The organism is Pseudomonas sp. SWRI77, from assembly GCF_014269105.1.
GTDB lineage: Bacteria > Pseudomonadota > Gammaproteobacteria > Pseudomonadales > Pseudomonadaceae > Aquipseudomonas > Aquipseudomonas capeferrum.
Window position 1 is genome coordinate 102976 of sequence record NZ_JABWRV010000005.1, and the last position, 16144, is coordinate 119119.

Consider the following 16144-nt stretch of genomic DNA (forward strand, 5'->3'; position numbering starts at 1 on the left):
GCACACAGGCATCCCTAACATCGACTAGCCTGAAAGCTCCACTCGCAACCCTTCCCAAGGTGAAGACGATGAGCATGATGGACTGGGACGCCTACCGTAAGCAGTTGATGGCCGGCATCGGCGACCTCAAGCAGTTGTCCCCCGACACCGTGGCCGGCTACATGACCGCCAGCGGTGCGGGCGCCAAGACCAACCACCTGGACGCCAAGACCCGTGAGCTGATCTCCCTGGCAGTGGCCGTGACCACCCGCTGCGACGGCTGTATCGCCGTGCACTCGCAACAAGCGGTGAAACACGGCGCCAGCCGTGAAGAGATCGCCGAGGCCCTCGGTGTGGCCGTGGCAATGAATGCCGGGGCCGCACTGGTCTACTCGGCCCGCGCCATGGATGCAGTGGGCAAGGCCACCGGCTGAGCCCACGCGGCGCATCGCCCTTGCGCGATGGCGCCGCGCCACCCAGACTTGGCGGCCAGCCATTGCAGGATCCACCATGAGCCACATCCGCCCCATGACGCTTGAGGACTTCGAGCGCTTCTGGCCCACCTTCCAGGCCATTGTCCAGGCCCGCGAAACCTACGCCTTCGACCCCGCCTTGAGCGTCGAACAGGCCCGGCACTTGTGGCTGGAGCTACCCCTGCATACGTGGGTGCTTGAGGACGCCGGTGAGCTGCTGGGCTCGTACTACCTCAAAGCCAATGCCGCCGGCCCCGGTGCCCATGTGGGCAACTGTGGCTACATGGTGTGCGAGGCCGCACGCGGCCGTGGCGTGGCCCGTGCTATGTGCGAGCATTCGCAGAAGCTGGCGCGTCAGGAAGGGTTTCTTGCGTTGCAGTTCAATTCGGTCGTGGCCAGCAACGAAGTGGCCGTGGCGCTGTGGCACAAGCTTGGCTTCGACACCGTCGGCCGCCTGCCCAAGGCATTCCGCCACGCCCGCCTGGGCCTGGTGGATTGCCTGGTGATGTACAAGTGGCTGGCGGATGAGCCCGTGGTGGAAAAACCCGCCTTGCTGATCGGGCGCAAGAATATCGAGGCCCGGGTGTCGCGGCGGCGCGGGCGTTAATCGTCAACCCCGGGGTAGGAGCACGCTTGCGCGGCTCCTACACGTACCACGGCGTTGGCCAATCGCGGCTTAGAACGCCAAGCCGACCTTGAAACCAAACTCGTCACGCTTGAGCTTGGTGTTGTCCGCCACGGGCGAGTCGCCATCGAGCTTGTACTCAGTGCGGGTGTAGTAGACCCCGGCCTGCACCGGCATGCCGCCCTGCTGGTTCATCAGCAGCGTTACCTCGGCATAAGGGTTGGTGCGGTCCTTGAGGTCCACGCTGTCACTGCCAAAATCATCCACCTTCAGGCGCGCCCGGCCATCGAGGGTATGCCGTGCCCCCACTTCCACGCGCAGGGTCGAGGCGTCGAACTGGTGGTTGTAGCCCAGCGCGGCCTTGGCGAAGGGCGATTTGACCGTGAGCTTGGTATCCAGGTCGTTGATTTCGGGCTCGAAGCGCGACCAACTGTAACCACCGCCCACGGTCACGTCGACGAAGTTGCGGGCATCCAGCGCCGCACGCCAGCCGAGGTCGAGATCGGCCTGGGCTTCCTTGAGTTTGTTGTCGTTCTTCTTGCCGTACTTGGCCTCGGCGCCGACCTGATAGATGAAGCCGGATTCGGCGGTCATCTTGTTGCCGAAGGTAGCGAACACACCGCCCTGGCCCAGGTGTTCCTTGTCGGTTTCGCTGCCCCCTTCGAACTTGAATTTGTCGTAGGCACCCAGCAGGCCGAAGGTGAACAGAGGGTCGGTGCTGGGCGCGGCGGTGGCCGCCAGGGGCGATGCAATAAGGGCAAGCAGGCAGGTGTGACGCAGCAGATGACGAGCGGACATGCGTGGAGTCTCCATGACTTGTGAATAAATGATGAACGATCGGTTCGAGACACACGCTGTCGAGAAAGTTCGAAAAGAAATCAGTTAGAACGCGCAATGCCATGTTTTTAAAAGGTATTTCTGGGGCGCCAAAAATTGACGCGCAAGGTAGTTGGTGGGGTGCATGCCTGAATTCAACCTAAACCGTCATTGCCGGAAACCCGAATAAAGATATAAGATAACATTTCATAACAACACTTCATTCCTACCAGCGACCCCTCATGACCAGCGCCAGCGCAACCCCCACTCTCCTCACCCAGCGCCTGCAGAGCATCGATGCCCTGCGCGGCCTGGTGATCCTGTTCATGCTCCTGGACCACGTCCGCGAGACCTTTTTCCTCCATCGCCAGGTCAGCGACCCGATGGCCATCGACGCCACCGACCCATCGCTGTTCTTCAGCCGCACCCTGGCCCACCTGTGTGCGCCGGTGTTCGTCCTGCTGACTGGCTTGTCGGCCTGGTTGTATGGCGAGAAGTATCAGGGCCGCAGCGACGTCTGCGCCTTCCTGTTCAAGCGCGGGCTGTTTCTGGTGGTGCTGGAGTTCACCTTGGTCAACTTCGCCTGGACCTTCCAGCTGCCCCCGAGCGTGGTCTACCTGCAGGTGATCTGGGCTATCGGCGTGAGCATGATCGCGCTGTCGCTGCTGGTGTGGTTGCCACGTGCGGCGCTGATCGCCCTGGGTGCAATCATCGTCGGCGGCCACAACCTGCTCGACCACCTGCACTTCGGCGCAGAGTCGGCCATGCACGTGCCGTGGGCGATCCTGCATGATCGCGGCTGGCTGGCGTTTTCCGACAATCTGCGCCTGCGCACCTCGTACCCTGTGCTGCCCTGGATCGGCGTGATCGCCCTGGGCTACGGCCTCGGCCCCTGGTTCGCCCGCAACAGCGATGCAGGTCAACGCCAACACCGGCTGTTGCTGGCCGGGGCGATCGCATTGCTCGGCTTTATCGCGCTGCGCATGCTCAACGGCTATGGCGAAGCCCCCTGGAGCGGGTACCCGACGTTGACGCAGACGCTGATGAGCTTCTTCAACATCACCAAGTACCCGCCCAGCTTGCTGTTCCTCGCCCTCACCCTGGGCTGCGGCCTGCTGCTGTTGCGCGGCTTCGAGCGCGTCGGCCAGGCGCGCTGGATCAGCGCCCTTGCGGTGTACGGCGCAGCACCGATGTTTTTCTACCTGCTGCACCTGTATGTGCTGAAGCTGTTGTATCTGGCCTGCGTCGCCCTGTTCGGTCACAACCAGGGTGATTATTTCGGTTTCGACGGCATCACCGCGGTGTGGCTGAGTGCCGCGTTGCTGGCCGTGTCGCTGTACCTGCCGGTACGCGGGTTCGCCCGTTTGAAGGCGCGGCGGCGTGACATCACCTGGCTGAAGTACTTCTGAAAAGCGTTTTCACCCGGTTGCCTGATGGTCTACCATGCGGGCCGCCGGTTTCCACCACGGAATCAATAGGGAATCCCAGGCCCGTCACCGGGCCAAACGGAACTGCCCCCGCAACTGTAGGTGCCGAGCCTGCTCCATCAATGCCACTGGATCAATCCGGGAAGGCTGGAGCCGGGCCATGACGCACCAGTCAGGAGACCTGCCGGCGAAAATCCACCAACCGGCGGGGTGTCCGGGATGGCCATCTCCACCCGTTTGCGGGTGCTGCCCCCTGCCCTGCGCAAGGGGCATCGGCGATGCCTGTCCGTGCGTTCATGCCGTGAACCATTCGATAGGAGATCGCCCCACCATGCTGCCCCGTATTGCCGCCCTGATCGCTGGCCTCGGCCTCACTGGCCTGGCCCAGGCCGCTGCCACCCACTACCCGCTCACGGTCGACAACTGCGGCATGCCACAGACCTTCGCCCACGCCCCCGAGCGTGCGGTCACCATCGGCCAGGCCGGCACCGAAATCCTCTATGCACTGGGCCTGGGCCACACGCTGGCCGGCACGTCGCTGTGGTTCAACAACGTGCTGCCCGAGTTCAAGGCCATGAACGACAAGGTCGAGCGCCTGGCCGACAACGACCCGAGCTTCGAGGCTGTGGTGGGCAAGCGTCCGCAGCTGGTGGCGGTGCAATTCGAGTGGATGGTCGGCGCTCAAGGCGTGGTGGGTACCCGCGAACAGTTCGACGAGTTGAAGATCCCGACCTACCTGTTGCCCTCGGACTGCGAAGGCAAGGACAACCTGGTGGGTGCCGATGGCACCCGCCTGCAGGCATTCCAGGTCGACAGCATCTATAAAAGCGTCAGCCAGCTGGCGGAGATCTTCGACGCGCAAGACCGCGGTGCGACGTTGAACGCCGACCTCAAGGGCCGCCTGGACAGCGCCACGGCGCAACTGGCCGGCAAGGACCTGTCCAACACCTCGGCGCTGTTCTGGTTCTCCAGCGCCGACCTGGATATCGACCCCTATGTGGCTGGCCGCCAAGGCGTCGCCGACTTCATGCTGCGCACCCTGGGCGTACGCAACGTGGTCGAGTCCACCGAAGAATGGCCGACCGTGGGCTGGGAAACCCTGGCCAAGGCCAACCCGACCTGGCTGATCATCGCCCGCATGGACCGCCGCCGCTTCCCCGCAGACGACTACCAGAAAAAACTCGAGTTCCTGCACAACGACCCGGTAACCCGCAACATGGACGCGGTGAAGCACGACCGCATCATCGTCCTTGACGCCGACGCCATGCAGGCCGGCATCCGCCTGTTCCGAGGCCTGCAGACCCTGTCTGCGGCGTTCGCCAGCGGTAAAGCGGCACAGTGATGAGCCGCTTGTTGCCTTACACCGTCCTGGCCTTGGCAGCCCTGTGCGCCGCGCTGCTGGCCGGTACCGCGATCGGCGAGAGCGACCTGGCGCCGAACGTGGTCTACCAGGTGCTGGCCAATCACCTGTGGCAGGCCGGTTACCCGGTCGACCCGATCGACGCCGGGATCGTCTGGAACTACCGCCTGACCCGCACCCTGGTGGCGGCCGCCTGCGGCGCCGGGCTGGCCACGTGCGGGGTGATCCTGCAGGCGCTGCTGCGCAACCCGCTGGCCGAACCCTACCTGCTGGGGTTGTCCGCTGGCGCCTCGACCGGCGCGGTGCTGGTCGGCCTACTGGGGCTGGGCAGCGTGGCCCTGAGCATGTCAGGCGGTGCCTTCATCGGCGCGCTGGCGGCTTTCACGCTGGTGCTGGTGCTAGCCCGCGCTGCCGGGCCGAGCAACAACAATGCTCAGGTGATCCTTGCCGGCATTGCCGGCTCGCAGCTGTTCACCGCCCTTACCGCCTTTCTCATCACCAAGTCGGCCACCGCCGAGCAAGCACGCGGCATTCTGTTCTGGCTGCTGGGCAACCTCAGCGGCGTGCGCTGGCCGTCGGTGTGGCTGGCATTGCCGGTGGCGCTGTTCGGGCTGGTGGTGTGCCTGTGGCATCGCCGCGCACTGGATGCCTTTACCTTCGGCACCGATTCGGCGGCGTCACTGGGGATCCCGGTGCGGCGTACCCAATTGCTGTTGATCAGTTGCGCCGCGCTGGTGACCGCCGTGATGGTGTCCATCGTCGGCGCCATCGGCTTTGTCGGGCTGGTAATTCCCCACGCCCTGCGCCTGCTGCTCGGCCCCGGGCATAGCCGCCTGCTGCCGGCCAGCGCACTGGGTGGGGCATTGTTTCTGATCACTGCGGATATCCTGTCGCGCACGCTGATCCCAGGCCAGGTGATCCCGGTGGGCGTGGTCACCGCGCTGATCGGCGCTCCGGTGTTCGCGCTGATACTGGTCAGCCGACGGGGGCGCCCATGACCGTCATGGCCAACCTGCAGATCGCCCCGCTTGCCTGCCAGGGCCTGGGCTTGCAGCTGGGCGGCAGGAGCGTGCTGCGCGACATCGACCTGGCCGCTATCCAGGGCGAAACGCTGGCCATCGTCGGCCCTAACGGCTCTGGCAAATCGTCCCTGCTAAAACTGCTGGCGGGCTTGCGCAAGCCTGGCAGTGGCCGTGTCGACCTGCTGGGTGAGCCCCTGGCGCAGCTGCCACGCCGGCGCATTGCCCAGGCCCTGGCACTGGTCGAGCAGCAGGCGGACACAGCTGATGCGATCAGCGTATACGACGCGGTTGCCCTGGGCCGTACCCCCTGGCTGTCGGCCCTGGCGCCGTTCGCCAGCCAGGACCGTGCCATCGTCGAGCAGGCCTTGGCCGACCTTGACGCCCTGCACCTGCGCACGCGCCTGTGGCATTCGCTTTCAGGTGGCGAACGCCAGCGTGTGCACATTGCCCGCGCCCTGGCCCAACGCCCGCAGGTGCTATTGCTCGACGAGCCAACCAACCACCTGGACATCCAGCACCAGTTGAGCCTGCTGCAACAGGTCCAGGCGCTGTCGGTCACCACCCTGGTGGCCCTGCACGACCTCAACCAGGCGCTGACCTGCGACCGCGTCGCGGTGCTCGACCAAGGCCGCCTGGTCGCCCTCGGCAAGCCGTTCGACGTGCTCACCCCCGAGCGCCTGCTGAGTACCTTCGGCGTGCACGCCCACTACCTCACCGACCCCTTCGACGGCGCGCGCATTCTGCGTTTTCGCGCCCCCTGAACCAGGAAGTTCCCACCATGCTGTTGCGCCCTGTCGCCCTGCTGCTCGCCAGTACCCTGTTTGCCCCTGCCGTGCTGGCAGAGGTGCACGAAGTGAAGATGCTCAACCGTGGCACGCAGGGTGCGATGGTCTACGAGCCCGATCACCTGCACATCGCAACCGGTGACACGGTGCGCTTTCTACCGACCATGAGTGGGCATAACGCTGCCAGCGTGCCAGGGTTGCTGCCACAGGGGGCGCAGGCGTTCAAGAGCAAACTGAACCAGCCTTACGAGCACCAGTTCAGCGTGCCGGGCGTGTACGGCATCCAGTGCATTCCGCACTTGGCGATGGGTATGGTGATGGTCATTCAGGTGGGTGACGCGGCGCCTGCCGAATTGCCTGCCAACCTACCTGCACGGGCGCAAGCCCGCTTTGCTGCGCAACTGCAGAAGCTGGGGGCTGGGCAATGAAGCGCCTGTTGTTGGCGCTTCCACTGGTGGGGCTTACTCCTTTCGCGACGGCTGACTCTGCCCAGTCCAACAGCAAGGGCTTCATTGAAGACGGCAGTTGGAGCCTGCTTAATCGCAGCGTATTCGACCAGCGCGATTACCGGCACGGCGGGCGCAACAGCAGTGGCCGCAATGCCTACAAGCCCCGAAGCGAACGCAGCGGCAAGGCTGAGGAATGGGCTTACGGGCTGATGGGCACGTTCCAGTCCGGCTTCACCCAGGGCCTGGTTGGCGTCGGTGTCGATGCCCATGCCTACCTGGGCGTACAGCTCGACAGTGGCGGTGGCCGTGTCGGCAAGGCGCGTCTGCTGGGTGTCGACAACGATGGGCACCCAAAAAACGAATACAGCCGAGCGGGCGCTGCGCTGAAGGTGCGGGTGTCAAACACGGTGCTGTCCTACGGCGAGCAGCGGGTAAAGACCCCGGTGTTCAGTTCGTCCGACAGCCGTTTGCTGCCCGAGACCGCCACCGGCTTTTTCCTCAACAGTAGCGAGATCGACACGCTCCGGCTGGTCGCCGGCCACTTCAACGAAAGCACCGACCGCAACGCCTCAAGCCATGATCAGGGGTTCGTGGTGAACTACTCCAATGGCCGCCAGGGCAATAGCTTCGACCTGGCCGGCGTGGTCTGGAACCCCGGCGCGGCCTTCAACGCCAGCCTGTATACCTCACGTTACGAGGACAGCTGGAACCAGCACTACCTGGGCAGCACCCTCACCCACGCCTTGGACGAGCGCCGTAGCCTGAGCCTGGACCTCAACCTGTACCGCACCACCGACACCGGCAAGGCGCTGTCCGGGCGCATCGACAACACCACCTGGAGCCTGGTTTCGCGTTACAACCAGGGGCCGCACGGTTTCAGCCTGGGCTGGCAGCAGGTGGACGGCAATACGCCTTTCGACTATGTGACGCGCGGCGCGATCTTCATTGCCAACGCCGTGCAGATGTCGGACTTCAACGCGCCAAACGAGAAATCATGGCAGGCGCGGTATGACCTGAACATGGGCGCCTACGGGGTGCCGGGTTTGAACCTGACGGCGCTGTATGTGCGCGGGTTCGATATCGATGGCACGCATGTCGACCCCGCCGGCGGCTATGCGTACCTGGGCTACGGCAAGGGCGGCAAGCATTGGGAGCGCGACCTTGAGGCGCGGTACGTGGTGCAAAGTGGCAAGGCCAAGGGCACCACGTTCTCGATTCGCCATAATGCACACCGGGGCAACACGGCGCAGGCGGAGCTCGACGGTGATCAGATTCGCCTGGCAGTCGAGTGGCCGCTGGGGGGCGGGTTCTGACACGCCTCGAAGCAGCTCCCAAGGTCAAGGTGCCGCAGCGGATTGCGCCTGCAACCCCCACTCGGCCTTTTCCTGCGCCGTCATCGACACAAGCACTTCGGCAAACGTCTGGCCCAACTCTGCGCTGACATTGCCGAATGCCTTGTAGTTGGTCAGCAGGTAGCGCTTCACGGTCCTGGGCCAACGCCCTTCCTTGTGCGCCGTATTGATGATGCCCTTGGCGTCGTGGCGCGTGGCGCCCCGCCACAAGTCCATCAGCCTGTTTTCGAAGTGGCCGAATGACCATAGGTCCCTACGGTCTTCGAATTCATCGAGCAGTTTGAGCTTGTACAAGGCCATGTGTGGCATCGGCGATTCTCCCGCTTGTGCATGGTTCGAGCTGTGAGCGGGAAGGTAAGCAAGCTGGCGTGCTTTTGAAATGAACGCGTTGAGCACAGCAGAACGCCAGCTGTAGGGGGTTTCTGAACGGTTACACGCAGCTCATGCCAGTTGCAATTGCATATGGGTGGTTTGCCACACCGGGTCCAGCTCCACATCGATCACCGCGAACCCTTGGCGCTGCCAGAACGTAATCGCTCCCGGCAGAAACGGGTGCGTGTGCAGGTACAGGCACTCGACGCCCGCCTGCTCGGCCGCCTGGCGCAACGCGGCGAACAACGCCGCGGCCAGCCCATGTCGGCGATACGCCGGCAAGACGAACAGGCGCACCACCTCGACCACGTGCATGCGCTGATACGCAAGCTGGGCAAAGCGATGGTCATAGGGGACATAGCCAATCACCGCCACCAGCCGGCCCTGATCGCGGGCTTCGAGGAACACGCCTTCGCCGTCCAGGTAGGTCTCGGCAAAACGAGCCAGGTCATGGGGCAACGGTGCAGCGGCGAGCAGGGGGAAGAGCTCGCGGCGGGCGCTGTCGACGAAAGCCACGACTTCGTCGATGGCTGCCTGCGGGACGGCTTGGATGATCCAGTTCGGCATGGGGGCAAAGGCTTTGGGAGTGAGGGCAAAGGTTCTACCGCAGCGGGCCGCCCCTGGCAAATTCAGGGGTCGTCGCGGTCTGGCCGACCTCGCTATAATCCGAGGTCTTGACCGCCCACCAGGCCATTCCATGCCCCGCTTCCAGACGTTGCTGCTGCCACTGCTACTGACCGCGGCCCTCGCCGCCTGCGACCAGAAACCCTCTCGCGAACAACAGATACTGGCGCAACTGCCACTGCAGGACGCCTATGAGCACAACATCGACCGCATGGCGGCGCTGCTGTCACGCCGCTACCCGCAAGTGCCTGAAGCGAGCATCCGGGATGTCCTGCGCAAGCACCTGACGGTCGACGACCAGCGCCAGGACTTGTTCAAGCTCTACAGCGAGAAGAACTTCAGCGACGCCGAATTCGCCAGCATCGTCGAAGCCATGCAGGACCCGGCCAAGGCCCGCGCCATGGAAGACACCGAGGCTGGCAAACGCCTGAGCGAGAAGCTGACCGCCCTGATGCGCGAAACCGCCCGTGACGCGAAGGTACAGGCACTGGTCGAGCAGCGCATGCAAGACGTCGAGAATGAGCTGGATGCACTGGCAAAGGAAAAGTCAGGTTCCTGATCGACGTTGCACGCGGCTGCGGCGACAATAGCCCACTACACCTATAAAAAGCAGGGTTACTCCCTTTTCGTACCAGCGAGGTCAGGATTGACACACACCAAGCATGGATTGCGCCTGGATCTACGCTCGCTCATTCTGGTTCTTTGCGCCCTGACCGCCTTGGTCATGCTCTGCGCCAGTTATTTCGCCAGCTATCGAGTTCAGCGCCAGTTGCTGATCGACCACGCCCTGGAGGCCAACCGGGTGTACGCAGCAAAACTGGCCTCGATCACCGAGACCTTCATCGCCAGCGCCTTGCGGCAGTTGGCGTTCAGCGCCGGGGTACAAGCCAACCAATTGGCCGATGCCGACGCCCTGCAGGCAGAAACCGATCGCGTGTTGCACCAAGGCATGGCCTTCAACTCGACCTTCGTGGTCGATGCCCAAGGCATCCTGCGGGCCATATCCCCTGCTACATTGCGCCACTACCTGAACACCAAGGTGCAGTCACCCGGTGTTCAGGAAGCCTTGCATGAGCGCAGGGCGCTGGTTTCGACACCCTACCTGTCAGCCGCCAACAACCTGGTGGTGGCACTGTCGCAACCCATCTTCGATAGCAATGGCCGCTACCTGGGGTACGTCGGCGGCAGCCTGTACCTGCGCGAGCGCAACATCCTCAACAGCCTGCTGGGCGAGCACTTCTACAAGGATGGCTCGTACCTCTATGTGGTCGACCGCAATCGTCGCCTGCTCTATCACCCGGACAGCCAGCGAGTAGGCACGGTGGTGGAAGGCAACGCGCTGATCGATCAACTGGCGACACTGGACAGCGGTACCCGCCAGCTCACCAACAGCCAGGGCGTACCCATGCTGGCAGGCTTCGCCACGGTGCCGAGCGCTCGCTGGGGGGTGGTGGCGCAGCAACCGCTGGAACAGACCGTGGCACCGCTGAGCCGCCTTGTGCTCAACGTGGTGGGCACCTCCGCGCCGCTGGCACTGGTCGGCAGCCTGGTGCTGTGGTGGCTGGCAATGACCATCGCCCGGCCACTCTGGCAACTGGCGGCCGGGGCCAGGTCGATGGACCGCGCGGGCACCGCCGAGCGCCTGCATCGGGTGCCGGCCTGGTACTTCGAGGCGGCCGAACTCAAACGTGCGCTGCTATTCGGGCTCAACCTGCTGCAAGAGCGCATCGGCCGGCTGAACCGCGATGCCCAGACCGACCCGCTGACCGGGCTGGGCAACCGCCGCAGCCTGGATTTCAGCCTGTCGCTGCTGGAGGCCGAAGGGCGGGCATTTTCGGCCATCGTGCTGGATATCGACCACTTCAAGCGGGTCAATGATGGGCATGGGCATGAGGTCGGCGACCAGGTGCTGCAGCGGCTAGCCGAGCTCATGCGGCGTTGTTGCCGCGAAGGCGACCTGCTATGTCGCACCGGCGGCGAGGAGTTTCTCATGCTGCTGCCGGGGGCCAGCCTGGAGGTTGCCGCAGCGGTGGCGCAGCGGCTGCGGGTGGCGGTGCAGGATACGCCGGTGGAACCGGTGGGGGCAGTAACCGTGTCGCTGGGCGTGGCGCATTGGCCTGGCCATGCAGGCAGCGAGCCTGGCGATGCATTGAGCAAGGCAGACCGGGCGCTTTACAGCGCCAAACAACAGGGGCGCAATCGGGTGTGCGTCGAGGGTTTATAGCGCTGAACCCATACAGCCCGCTCGCCCCCTGAGTTGTTACAAGCCTTGTCATAAAACTGTCGTGTTTCAGTCATAGGATTGACCCCAACCTGACATTTTCACTCTTCATGGATGAGCGTCTCATGCGTCGTGTGGTTTTCAATCAGAAAGGTGGCGTGGGCAAATCAAGCATTGCCTGCAACCTGGCGGCCGCCAGTGCCGCTGAAGGCTATCGCACCTTGCTCGTCGACCTCGACCCGCAGGCCAATGCCACCTACTACCTGACCGGGCTGGTCAATGACGCCATCCCCTCGGGCATTGCCGATTTCTTCCGCCAGACGTTGTCCCCCGCCACCGCGCACGGCAAGAAGCACCGCGTGGCCATCACCGAGACCCGCTACAGCAACTTGCACCTGATCACCGCCAGCCCTGACCTTACCGACCTGCAAAGCAAGCTGGAGAGCAAGTTCAAGATCAACAAGCTGCGCAAGCTGCTGGTGGAACTGGCCGAAGACTACGAGCGGATCTATATCGACACGCCACCGGCGCTGAACTTTTACACCTTCAGCGCGCTGGTGGCTGCCGAACGCCTGCTGATCCCGTTCGATTGCGACAGCTTCTCGCGCCAGGCGCTGCACAGCGTCATGGCCGAGGTGGAAGAACTGCGTCAGGACCATAACCCGACGCTGCAGGTGGAAGGGATTGTCGTCAACCAGTTCGCCGGGCGCACTGCACTGCATCAGACCCTGGTCGATCAATTGCGGGGGGAAGGCGTGCCGGTGCTGCCGGTGTACTTGAGCAGCTCTATCAAGATGCGCGAGTCGCATCAGGTGTCGGTGCCGTTGGTGCATCTGGCGCCGCGGCACAAGTTGACGCTGGAATTTGCCGACCTGCTGGATGTGCTGGAGCGGGCGGCTTGAGCGGACCTGGAACACACCCTACCTCGTTGCTTTAGTAGAGGACAGTGTGGGCAATTGCCTACAGACCCAGCATTTTGGGTGATCAGGGCTACCCGATCACTCATCCGGGTGATAGATTCGCCGCCATGAAAACCACCCGGCAGACCCGCACGCTGACCGCATGGACGCTCTATGCCAGCGTCCTGTTCAGCCTGTTGCTGTGCGGCCTGCACCACGGCCAGATGGGCGGCCTGCGCCTGGCTGGCCTGGAAGGTGGTTTCTGCTCGATCAGCAGTGAGCATGGCCCGGCCATCGACCTGGATCACGCCGGTGGTGACCAGCACATGGCCCAGCTCGACTGCCCGGTATGCTCCTCGTTCGGCCTGGCAGTACCGCTTGCCCACACCAGCTGGGCGTTCATGCCCACCCAGGCCGGGGCCAACTCACCCATCGTCGTGCGCAGCTGGGCCCAACCGCCGCCACGCTACCTACGCCCCGCCCTCAACCCCCGCGCCTCCCCCGCTGTGCTTCACGCCGCCCTTCAGTTCGCCTGACCTCGACCCGGCGCGCCTCAGTGCGCGCGGGTGGTCAGCCATGACCTTTGCGTGGAAGACACGACAACATGATCCGCAATACCTCCCTGGTGCTCCTCATGGGCACTTGCACTTTCGCCTGGGCCGAAACCGCCCCGCTCGAACTCAACGCCACCACCATCGATGGCGAACGCGACACCCCCTCCGGCGTGCAACTGGACGAGCCGATCCGCACCGGCTCGCGCCTGGGCCTCAGCGCGCGGGAAACCCCCGCGTCGGTCAGCGTCTCGGACCGCCGCCTGATCGAGGCGCGCGACGCCAAGGACAGCCAGGACGTGATCAACGCCATGACTGGCGTCAACGCCTCGGCCAACCCAGGTTACGGCGGCTTCGTCGCCTACCGGGGTTTCACCCAGAACCAGGTTACCCAGCTCTACAACGGCATCAACCTGGGCTACAGCAGTGCCACCCGGCCCGTGGATGCCTGGGTGCTCGACCGGGTCGAGCTGATTGGCGGGCCGTCATCCTTCCTGCACGGCGCAGGTGCCGTGGGCGGCTCGATCAACTACATCACCAAGCTTGCCAGCCGTGACCAGCAGACCCTCGACGGGCGCGTACGCTATGGCAGTTACGATGACTCGGAGGTGGCCTTCGGCATCAATCAGGCACTGGCCAGCAACCCCGCCGATGCCCGCCACTTCATGCGCCTGGATTTCAGCCGGGGCCAGGGCAATGGCTACATCGACCGCAACCAGCGACACAGCGACAGCCTGGCCTTCTCGCTGCTCAGCGACCTGGCGCCCAACCTGACCCACACCCTGGCGCTGGAGTATCAGGAAGACCGCGAGGACAGCCCCTACTGGGGCTCGCCGATCCTGCCCGGGCGCAGCACGATGAAAATCGACAAAAGCCGCCGCTTTGAAAACTACAACGTCGCTGACGGTCGCTACGAACAGCGGGTACGCTGGCTGCGCTCGATCCTCGACTACCAGCTCAGCGACAGCACCAGCGTGCAAAATACGCTGTACCACTACAATGCCCAGCGCGACTACCGCAACGTCGAACGCTACAGCTACACCCCTGATGGCAAGGTGCAGCGCAGCAGCCCCTACCTGCAAAGCCACGACCAGAACCTGCTGGGCGATCGCATCGAGTTGCGCCATGACAACACGCTGTTCGGCTTCGCCAGCCAGTGGTCGCTGGGGCTGGAGTACTCGCGCATGCGCCAGACCCTCTACCCGACGTCGAGCAGTTGGAGCGACGTCGTCGACGCCGACCATTTCGACCCCGGCAGTTTCGACGATATCCCAGGGGTAAATGCCGGGCTGACCAAACAGCGCCGCCACGAAGTCACCAACCGCGCGGTGTTCGCCGAAAACCGCTTGCAACTGACCGATCGCCTGGCCTTGCTGACTGCCCTGCGCTACGACTACCTGGACATGCAAGTGACCAACTATGGCGCGGTCTCGCCGACTTCGCCGGCGTTCTTCGAGCGCCGCTGGGAGCCGCTTTCCGGGCGCATCGGCCTGACCTACGCGCTGACCCCCACCGCCAGCGTATACGCCCAGTACAGCAGCTCTGCGGATTTGCCGGCCGGTTCGCTGGCGGCGGCGACCTATTCCAACGTGGGCTTGTTCGACTTGTCCAAAGGCGAGCAATGGGAAGTCGGCAGCAAGTTCGACTTCCTCGACGGCCGCGCCGCCGCCACCCTGGCGCTGTACCAGATCGTGCGCAAGGACTTTGCCGTGCGCGACTCCAACGATGCCAACCTGACGGTGCAGGCCGGCCAGCAGACCTCGCGCGGTGTCGAGCTGTCCGGGCGGTTGCAGGTCACGCCCAAGCTGCTAGCCGAGGCCAACTACGCCTACGTCGATGCGCAGTACGATGCGTTCAACGAAGCAGTCAACGGGGTATCGGTATCGCGCAAGGGCAATGCCCCGGTCAATGTCCCGGCCAACGTCGGCAACCTGTGGCTGACCTACAGCTTCACCCAGGCGTGGTCGGCAGGGGTCGATGGGCGCTACGTGGGCTCGGTCTATGCCGACAACGCCAACACCCTCAAGGCACCGGCCTACACACTGTTCGGCGCTTTCGCGCGCTACCGGCTGGATGAGTACACTACGGTCACCGGGCGGGTGCGCAACATGACCGACGAGGTGTATGCCAAGCAGGCCTACAGCAGCCAGTACTACATGGGTGCCCCGCGCACCTTCGAGCTGGCGCTGGATATGCGCTTCTGACCAACCGGCTCTGGCGCGGGGGTTACCTCGCGACAGGGCCGCCAGTGATAAGCTTCCACCTTCATGATCAGCCGGCTCACGAAGACACCCGGCTACCGCTTCAGCAAGGACGTTCACGTGTACAAGACACTGCCCCCCGCGCTTCTCGGCGCGGCCCTGATTACCCTGATTGGCTGCCAATCGTCCCCTTCCGCCGACCGACCGGCAGACGTCGATCCGCAAGCCCTGAAAACGTTCACCGTCAACACGCAGCAAGCCTTGCAGCGGAGCATCGCCCTGGCCCCAACCGGCGAGCAGATGGGCGCCGTTACGCTAAAGGTCACCTTCGACCGGCAAAGCGCGCCGGTCGCCTGCAAGGCCGAAAAAGCCCCGTTCAAGTATGGCGCGCTGCTGCCTGCCGATGTAACGCCCACCGACCATCAGGCGCTGGCGAACCTGGTCGAAGCCCTGTGCTGGAAGACCATCTACCCCGTCGTGCCGGCGGCGTTGTACAACGACGATGAAACCGTCGAAGTCCGGGCGCCGATCATCGTCCAGCTACCTCGCGCGGTTCAGGCCCCCGGCACCGCCCGCTACCGGGCCATTGCCCAACGCGAGTACTTCTGGCAACAACTGCTGCGCGATCTGCCGGTCACCAGCATCGGCAAGGCCTCGGTGTTCTACCAGGCCAACGCACAAGGCAAGGTCGACGGCTGCCTGGTGCAGCTTTCCCCCAACCCGCTGCGCGAGGACGCCTTCCGCCTGGACGGCAACCTGCAGGCGCAACTCAACAGCCGTTGCATGAAGCTCGACCTGAGCAAGATGCCAGGCTTCAGCAGCAACGAGCAGGGCAAGGCCGAAGGCTACAGCGAAGTCGACTATGCCCCGTGGATGGTGGGTTTGTAGGAGCGGCCTTGCGTCGCGAAAGGGTCGCGCAGCGGCCCCAGGTTGTGTGGCGCAGCAAAAATCGCCGGGGCCGCTTCGCAGCCCTTTCGCGACGCAAGGC

Annotated in this window: 17 protein-coding genes and 1 riboswitch; of the genes, 14 read left to right on the forward strand and 3 right to left on the reverse strand. The window is 64.1% G+C overall.

From position 1 onward, the window contains the following. The first annotated feature begins 68 nt into the window (after window positions 1–68). Window positions 69–413: a carboxymuconolactone decarboxylase family protein gene (locus HU766_RS07265; protein WP_033698936.1), complete on the forward strand. Its 345-nt coding sequence runs from the start codon at window positions 69–71 to the stop codon at window positions 411–413. Window positions 414–489: 76 nt separating this feature from the next. Further along, window positions 490–1059 carry a GNAT family N-acetyltransferase gene (locus HU766_RS07270; RefSeq protein ID WP_186654880.1) on the forward strand — a complete coding sequence of 190 codons (570 nt, stop codon included), beginning with the start codon at window positions 490–492 and terminating at the stop codon, window positions 1057–1059. Between the two features lie 69 nt (window positions 1060–1128). On the opposite strand, the gene HU766_RS07275 is transcribed toward HU766_RS07270, so the two are convergent. Continuing rightward, window positions 1129–1875 carry an outer membrane beta-barrel protein gene (locus tag HU766_RS07275; protein ID WP_186654882.1) on the reverse strand — a complete coding sequence of 249 codons (747 nt, stop codon included), beginning with the start codon at window positions 1873–1875 and terminating at the stop codon, window positions 1129–1131. A 260-nt stretch (window positions 1876–2135) separates the two neighbouring features. Between HU766_RS07275 and HU766_RS07280 the strand changes: the two genes are divergently transcribed. The 6 genes from HU766_RS07280 to HU766_RS07305 all read left to right on the forward strand — a co-directional run bounded on the left by HU766_RS07280 (window position 2136) and on the right by HU766_RS07305 (window position 8249). Further along, window positions 2136–3302, forward strand: a complete 1167-nt coding sequence (locus tag HU766_RS07280; protein WP_186654884.1) for a heparan-alpha-glucosaminide N-acetyltransferase domain-containing protein — start codon at window positions 2136–2138, stop codon at window positions 3300–3302. 28 nt (window positions 3303–3330) lie between these two features. Further along, a riboswitch (cobalamin riboswitch) is annotated at window positions 3331–3524 on the forward strand. Between the two features lie 127 nt (window positions 3525–3651). Then, window positions 3652–4662, forward strand: coding sequence for an ABC transporter substrate-binding protein (locus HU766_RS07285; protein ID WP_186654888.1), 1011 nt, complete (start codon window positions 3652–3654; stop codon window positions 4660–4662). After that, on the forward strand, window positions 4662–5678 hold the full coding sequence (locus HU766_RS07290) for an iron ABC transporter permease (protein WP_186654891.1): 1017 nt from the start codon (window positions 4662–4664) through the stop codon (window positions 5676–5678). The genes HU766_RS07285 and HU766_RS07290 overlap by 1 nt, the downstream gene beginning before the upstream one ends. Continuing rightward, window positions 5675–6463 carry an ABC transporter ATP-binding protein gene (locus HU766_RS07295; protein WP_186654894.1) on the forward strand — a complete coding sequence of 263 codons (789 nt, stop codon included), beginning with the start codon at window positions 5675–5677 and terminating at the stop codon, window positions 6461–6463. The genes HU766_RS07290 and HU766_RS07295 overlap by 4 nt, the downstream gene beginning before the upstream one ends. Window positions 6464–6480: 17 nt before the next feature. Beyond that, the gene (locus tag HU766_RS07300) at window positions 6481–6915 is read left to right on the forward strand and encodes a pseudoazurin (RefSeq protein ID WP_186654897.1); all 435 of its coding nucleotides are present in this window, start codon (window positions 6481–6483) and stop codon (window positions 6913–6915) included. Beyond that, a complete protein-coding gene (locus HU766_RS07305) occupies window positions 6912–8249 on the forward strand; it encodes an OprD family porin (RefSeq protein ID WP_186654900.1) in 1338 nt (445 codons plus the stop codon). Before HU766_RS07300 ends, HU766_RS07305 begins: the two co-directional genes overlap by 4 nt. 24 nt (window positions 8250–8273) lie before the next feature. On the opposite strand, the gene HU766_RS07310 is transcribed toward HU766_RS07305, so the two are convergent. Both HU766_RS07310 and HU766_RS07315 read right to left on the reverse strand, forming a co-directional pair. After that, window positions 8274–8597 carry a hypothetical protein gene (locus HU766_RS07310; RefSeq protein WP_033698953.1) on the reverse strand — a complete coding sequence of 108 codons (324 nt, stop codon included), beginning with the start codon at window positions 8595–8597 and terminating at the stop codon, window positions 8274–8276. Window positions 8598–8729: 132 nt separating this feature from the next. Further along, a complete protein-coding gene (locus tag HU766_RS07315; protein ID WP_186654904.1) occupies window positions 8730–9227 on the reverse strand; it encodes a GNAT family N-acetyltransferase in 498 nt (165 codons plus the stop codon). A 130-nt stretch (window positions 9228–9357) separates the two neighbouring features. On the opposite strand from HU766_RS07315, the gene HU766_RS07320 reads away from it, so the two are divergent. The 6 genes from HU766_RS07320 to HU766_RS07345 all read left to right on the forward strand — a co-directional run bounded on the left by HU766_RS07320 (window position 9358) and on the right by HU766_RS07345 (window position 16044). After that, window positions 9358–9843, forward strand: a complete 486-nt coding sequence (locus tag HU766_RS07320; RefSeq protein WP_186654908.1) for a hypothetical protein — start codon at window positions 9358–9360, stop codon at window positions 9841–9843. A gap of 87 nt (window positions 9844–9930) precedes the next feature. Beyond that, window positions 9931–11508: a diguanylate cyclase gene (locus tag HU766_RS07325; protein WP_186654918.1), complete on the forward strand. Its 1578-nt coding sequence runs from the start codon at window positions 9931–9933 to the stop codon at window positions 11506–11508. A gap of 122 nt (window positions 11509–11630) precedes the next feature. Next, window positions 11631–12407, forward strand: a complete 777-nt coding sequence (locus HU766_RS07330; protein WP_033698961.1) for a ParA family protein — start codon at window positions 11631–11633, stop codon at window positions 12405–12407. Window positions 12408–12532: 125 nt separating this feature from the next. After that, window positions 12533–12940, forward strand: coding sequence for a DUF2946 family protein (locus HU766_RS07335; RefSeq protein ID WP_186654920.1), 408 nt, complete (start codon window positions 12533–12535; stop codon window positions 12938–12940). A gap of 68 nt (window positions 12941–13008) precedes the next feature. Further along, entirely contained in the window at window positions 13009–15159 is a 2151-nt protein-coding gene (locus HU766_RS07340) for a TonB-dependent receptor (RefSeq protein ID WP_186654922.1), read from the forward strand. A 117-nt stretch (window positions 15160–15276) separates the two neighbouring features. Continuing rightward, window positions 15277–16044 (forward strand): hypothetical protein, encoded by a 768-nt coding sequence (locus tag HU766_RS07345; RefSeq protein WP_186654924.1) that lies wholly within the window; start codon window positions 15277–15279, stop codon window positions 16042–16044. Window positions 16045–16144: the final 100 nt, after the last annotated feature.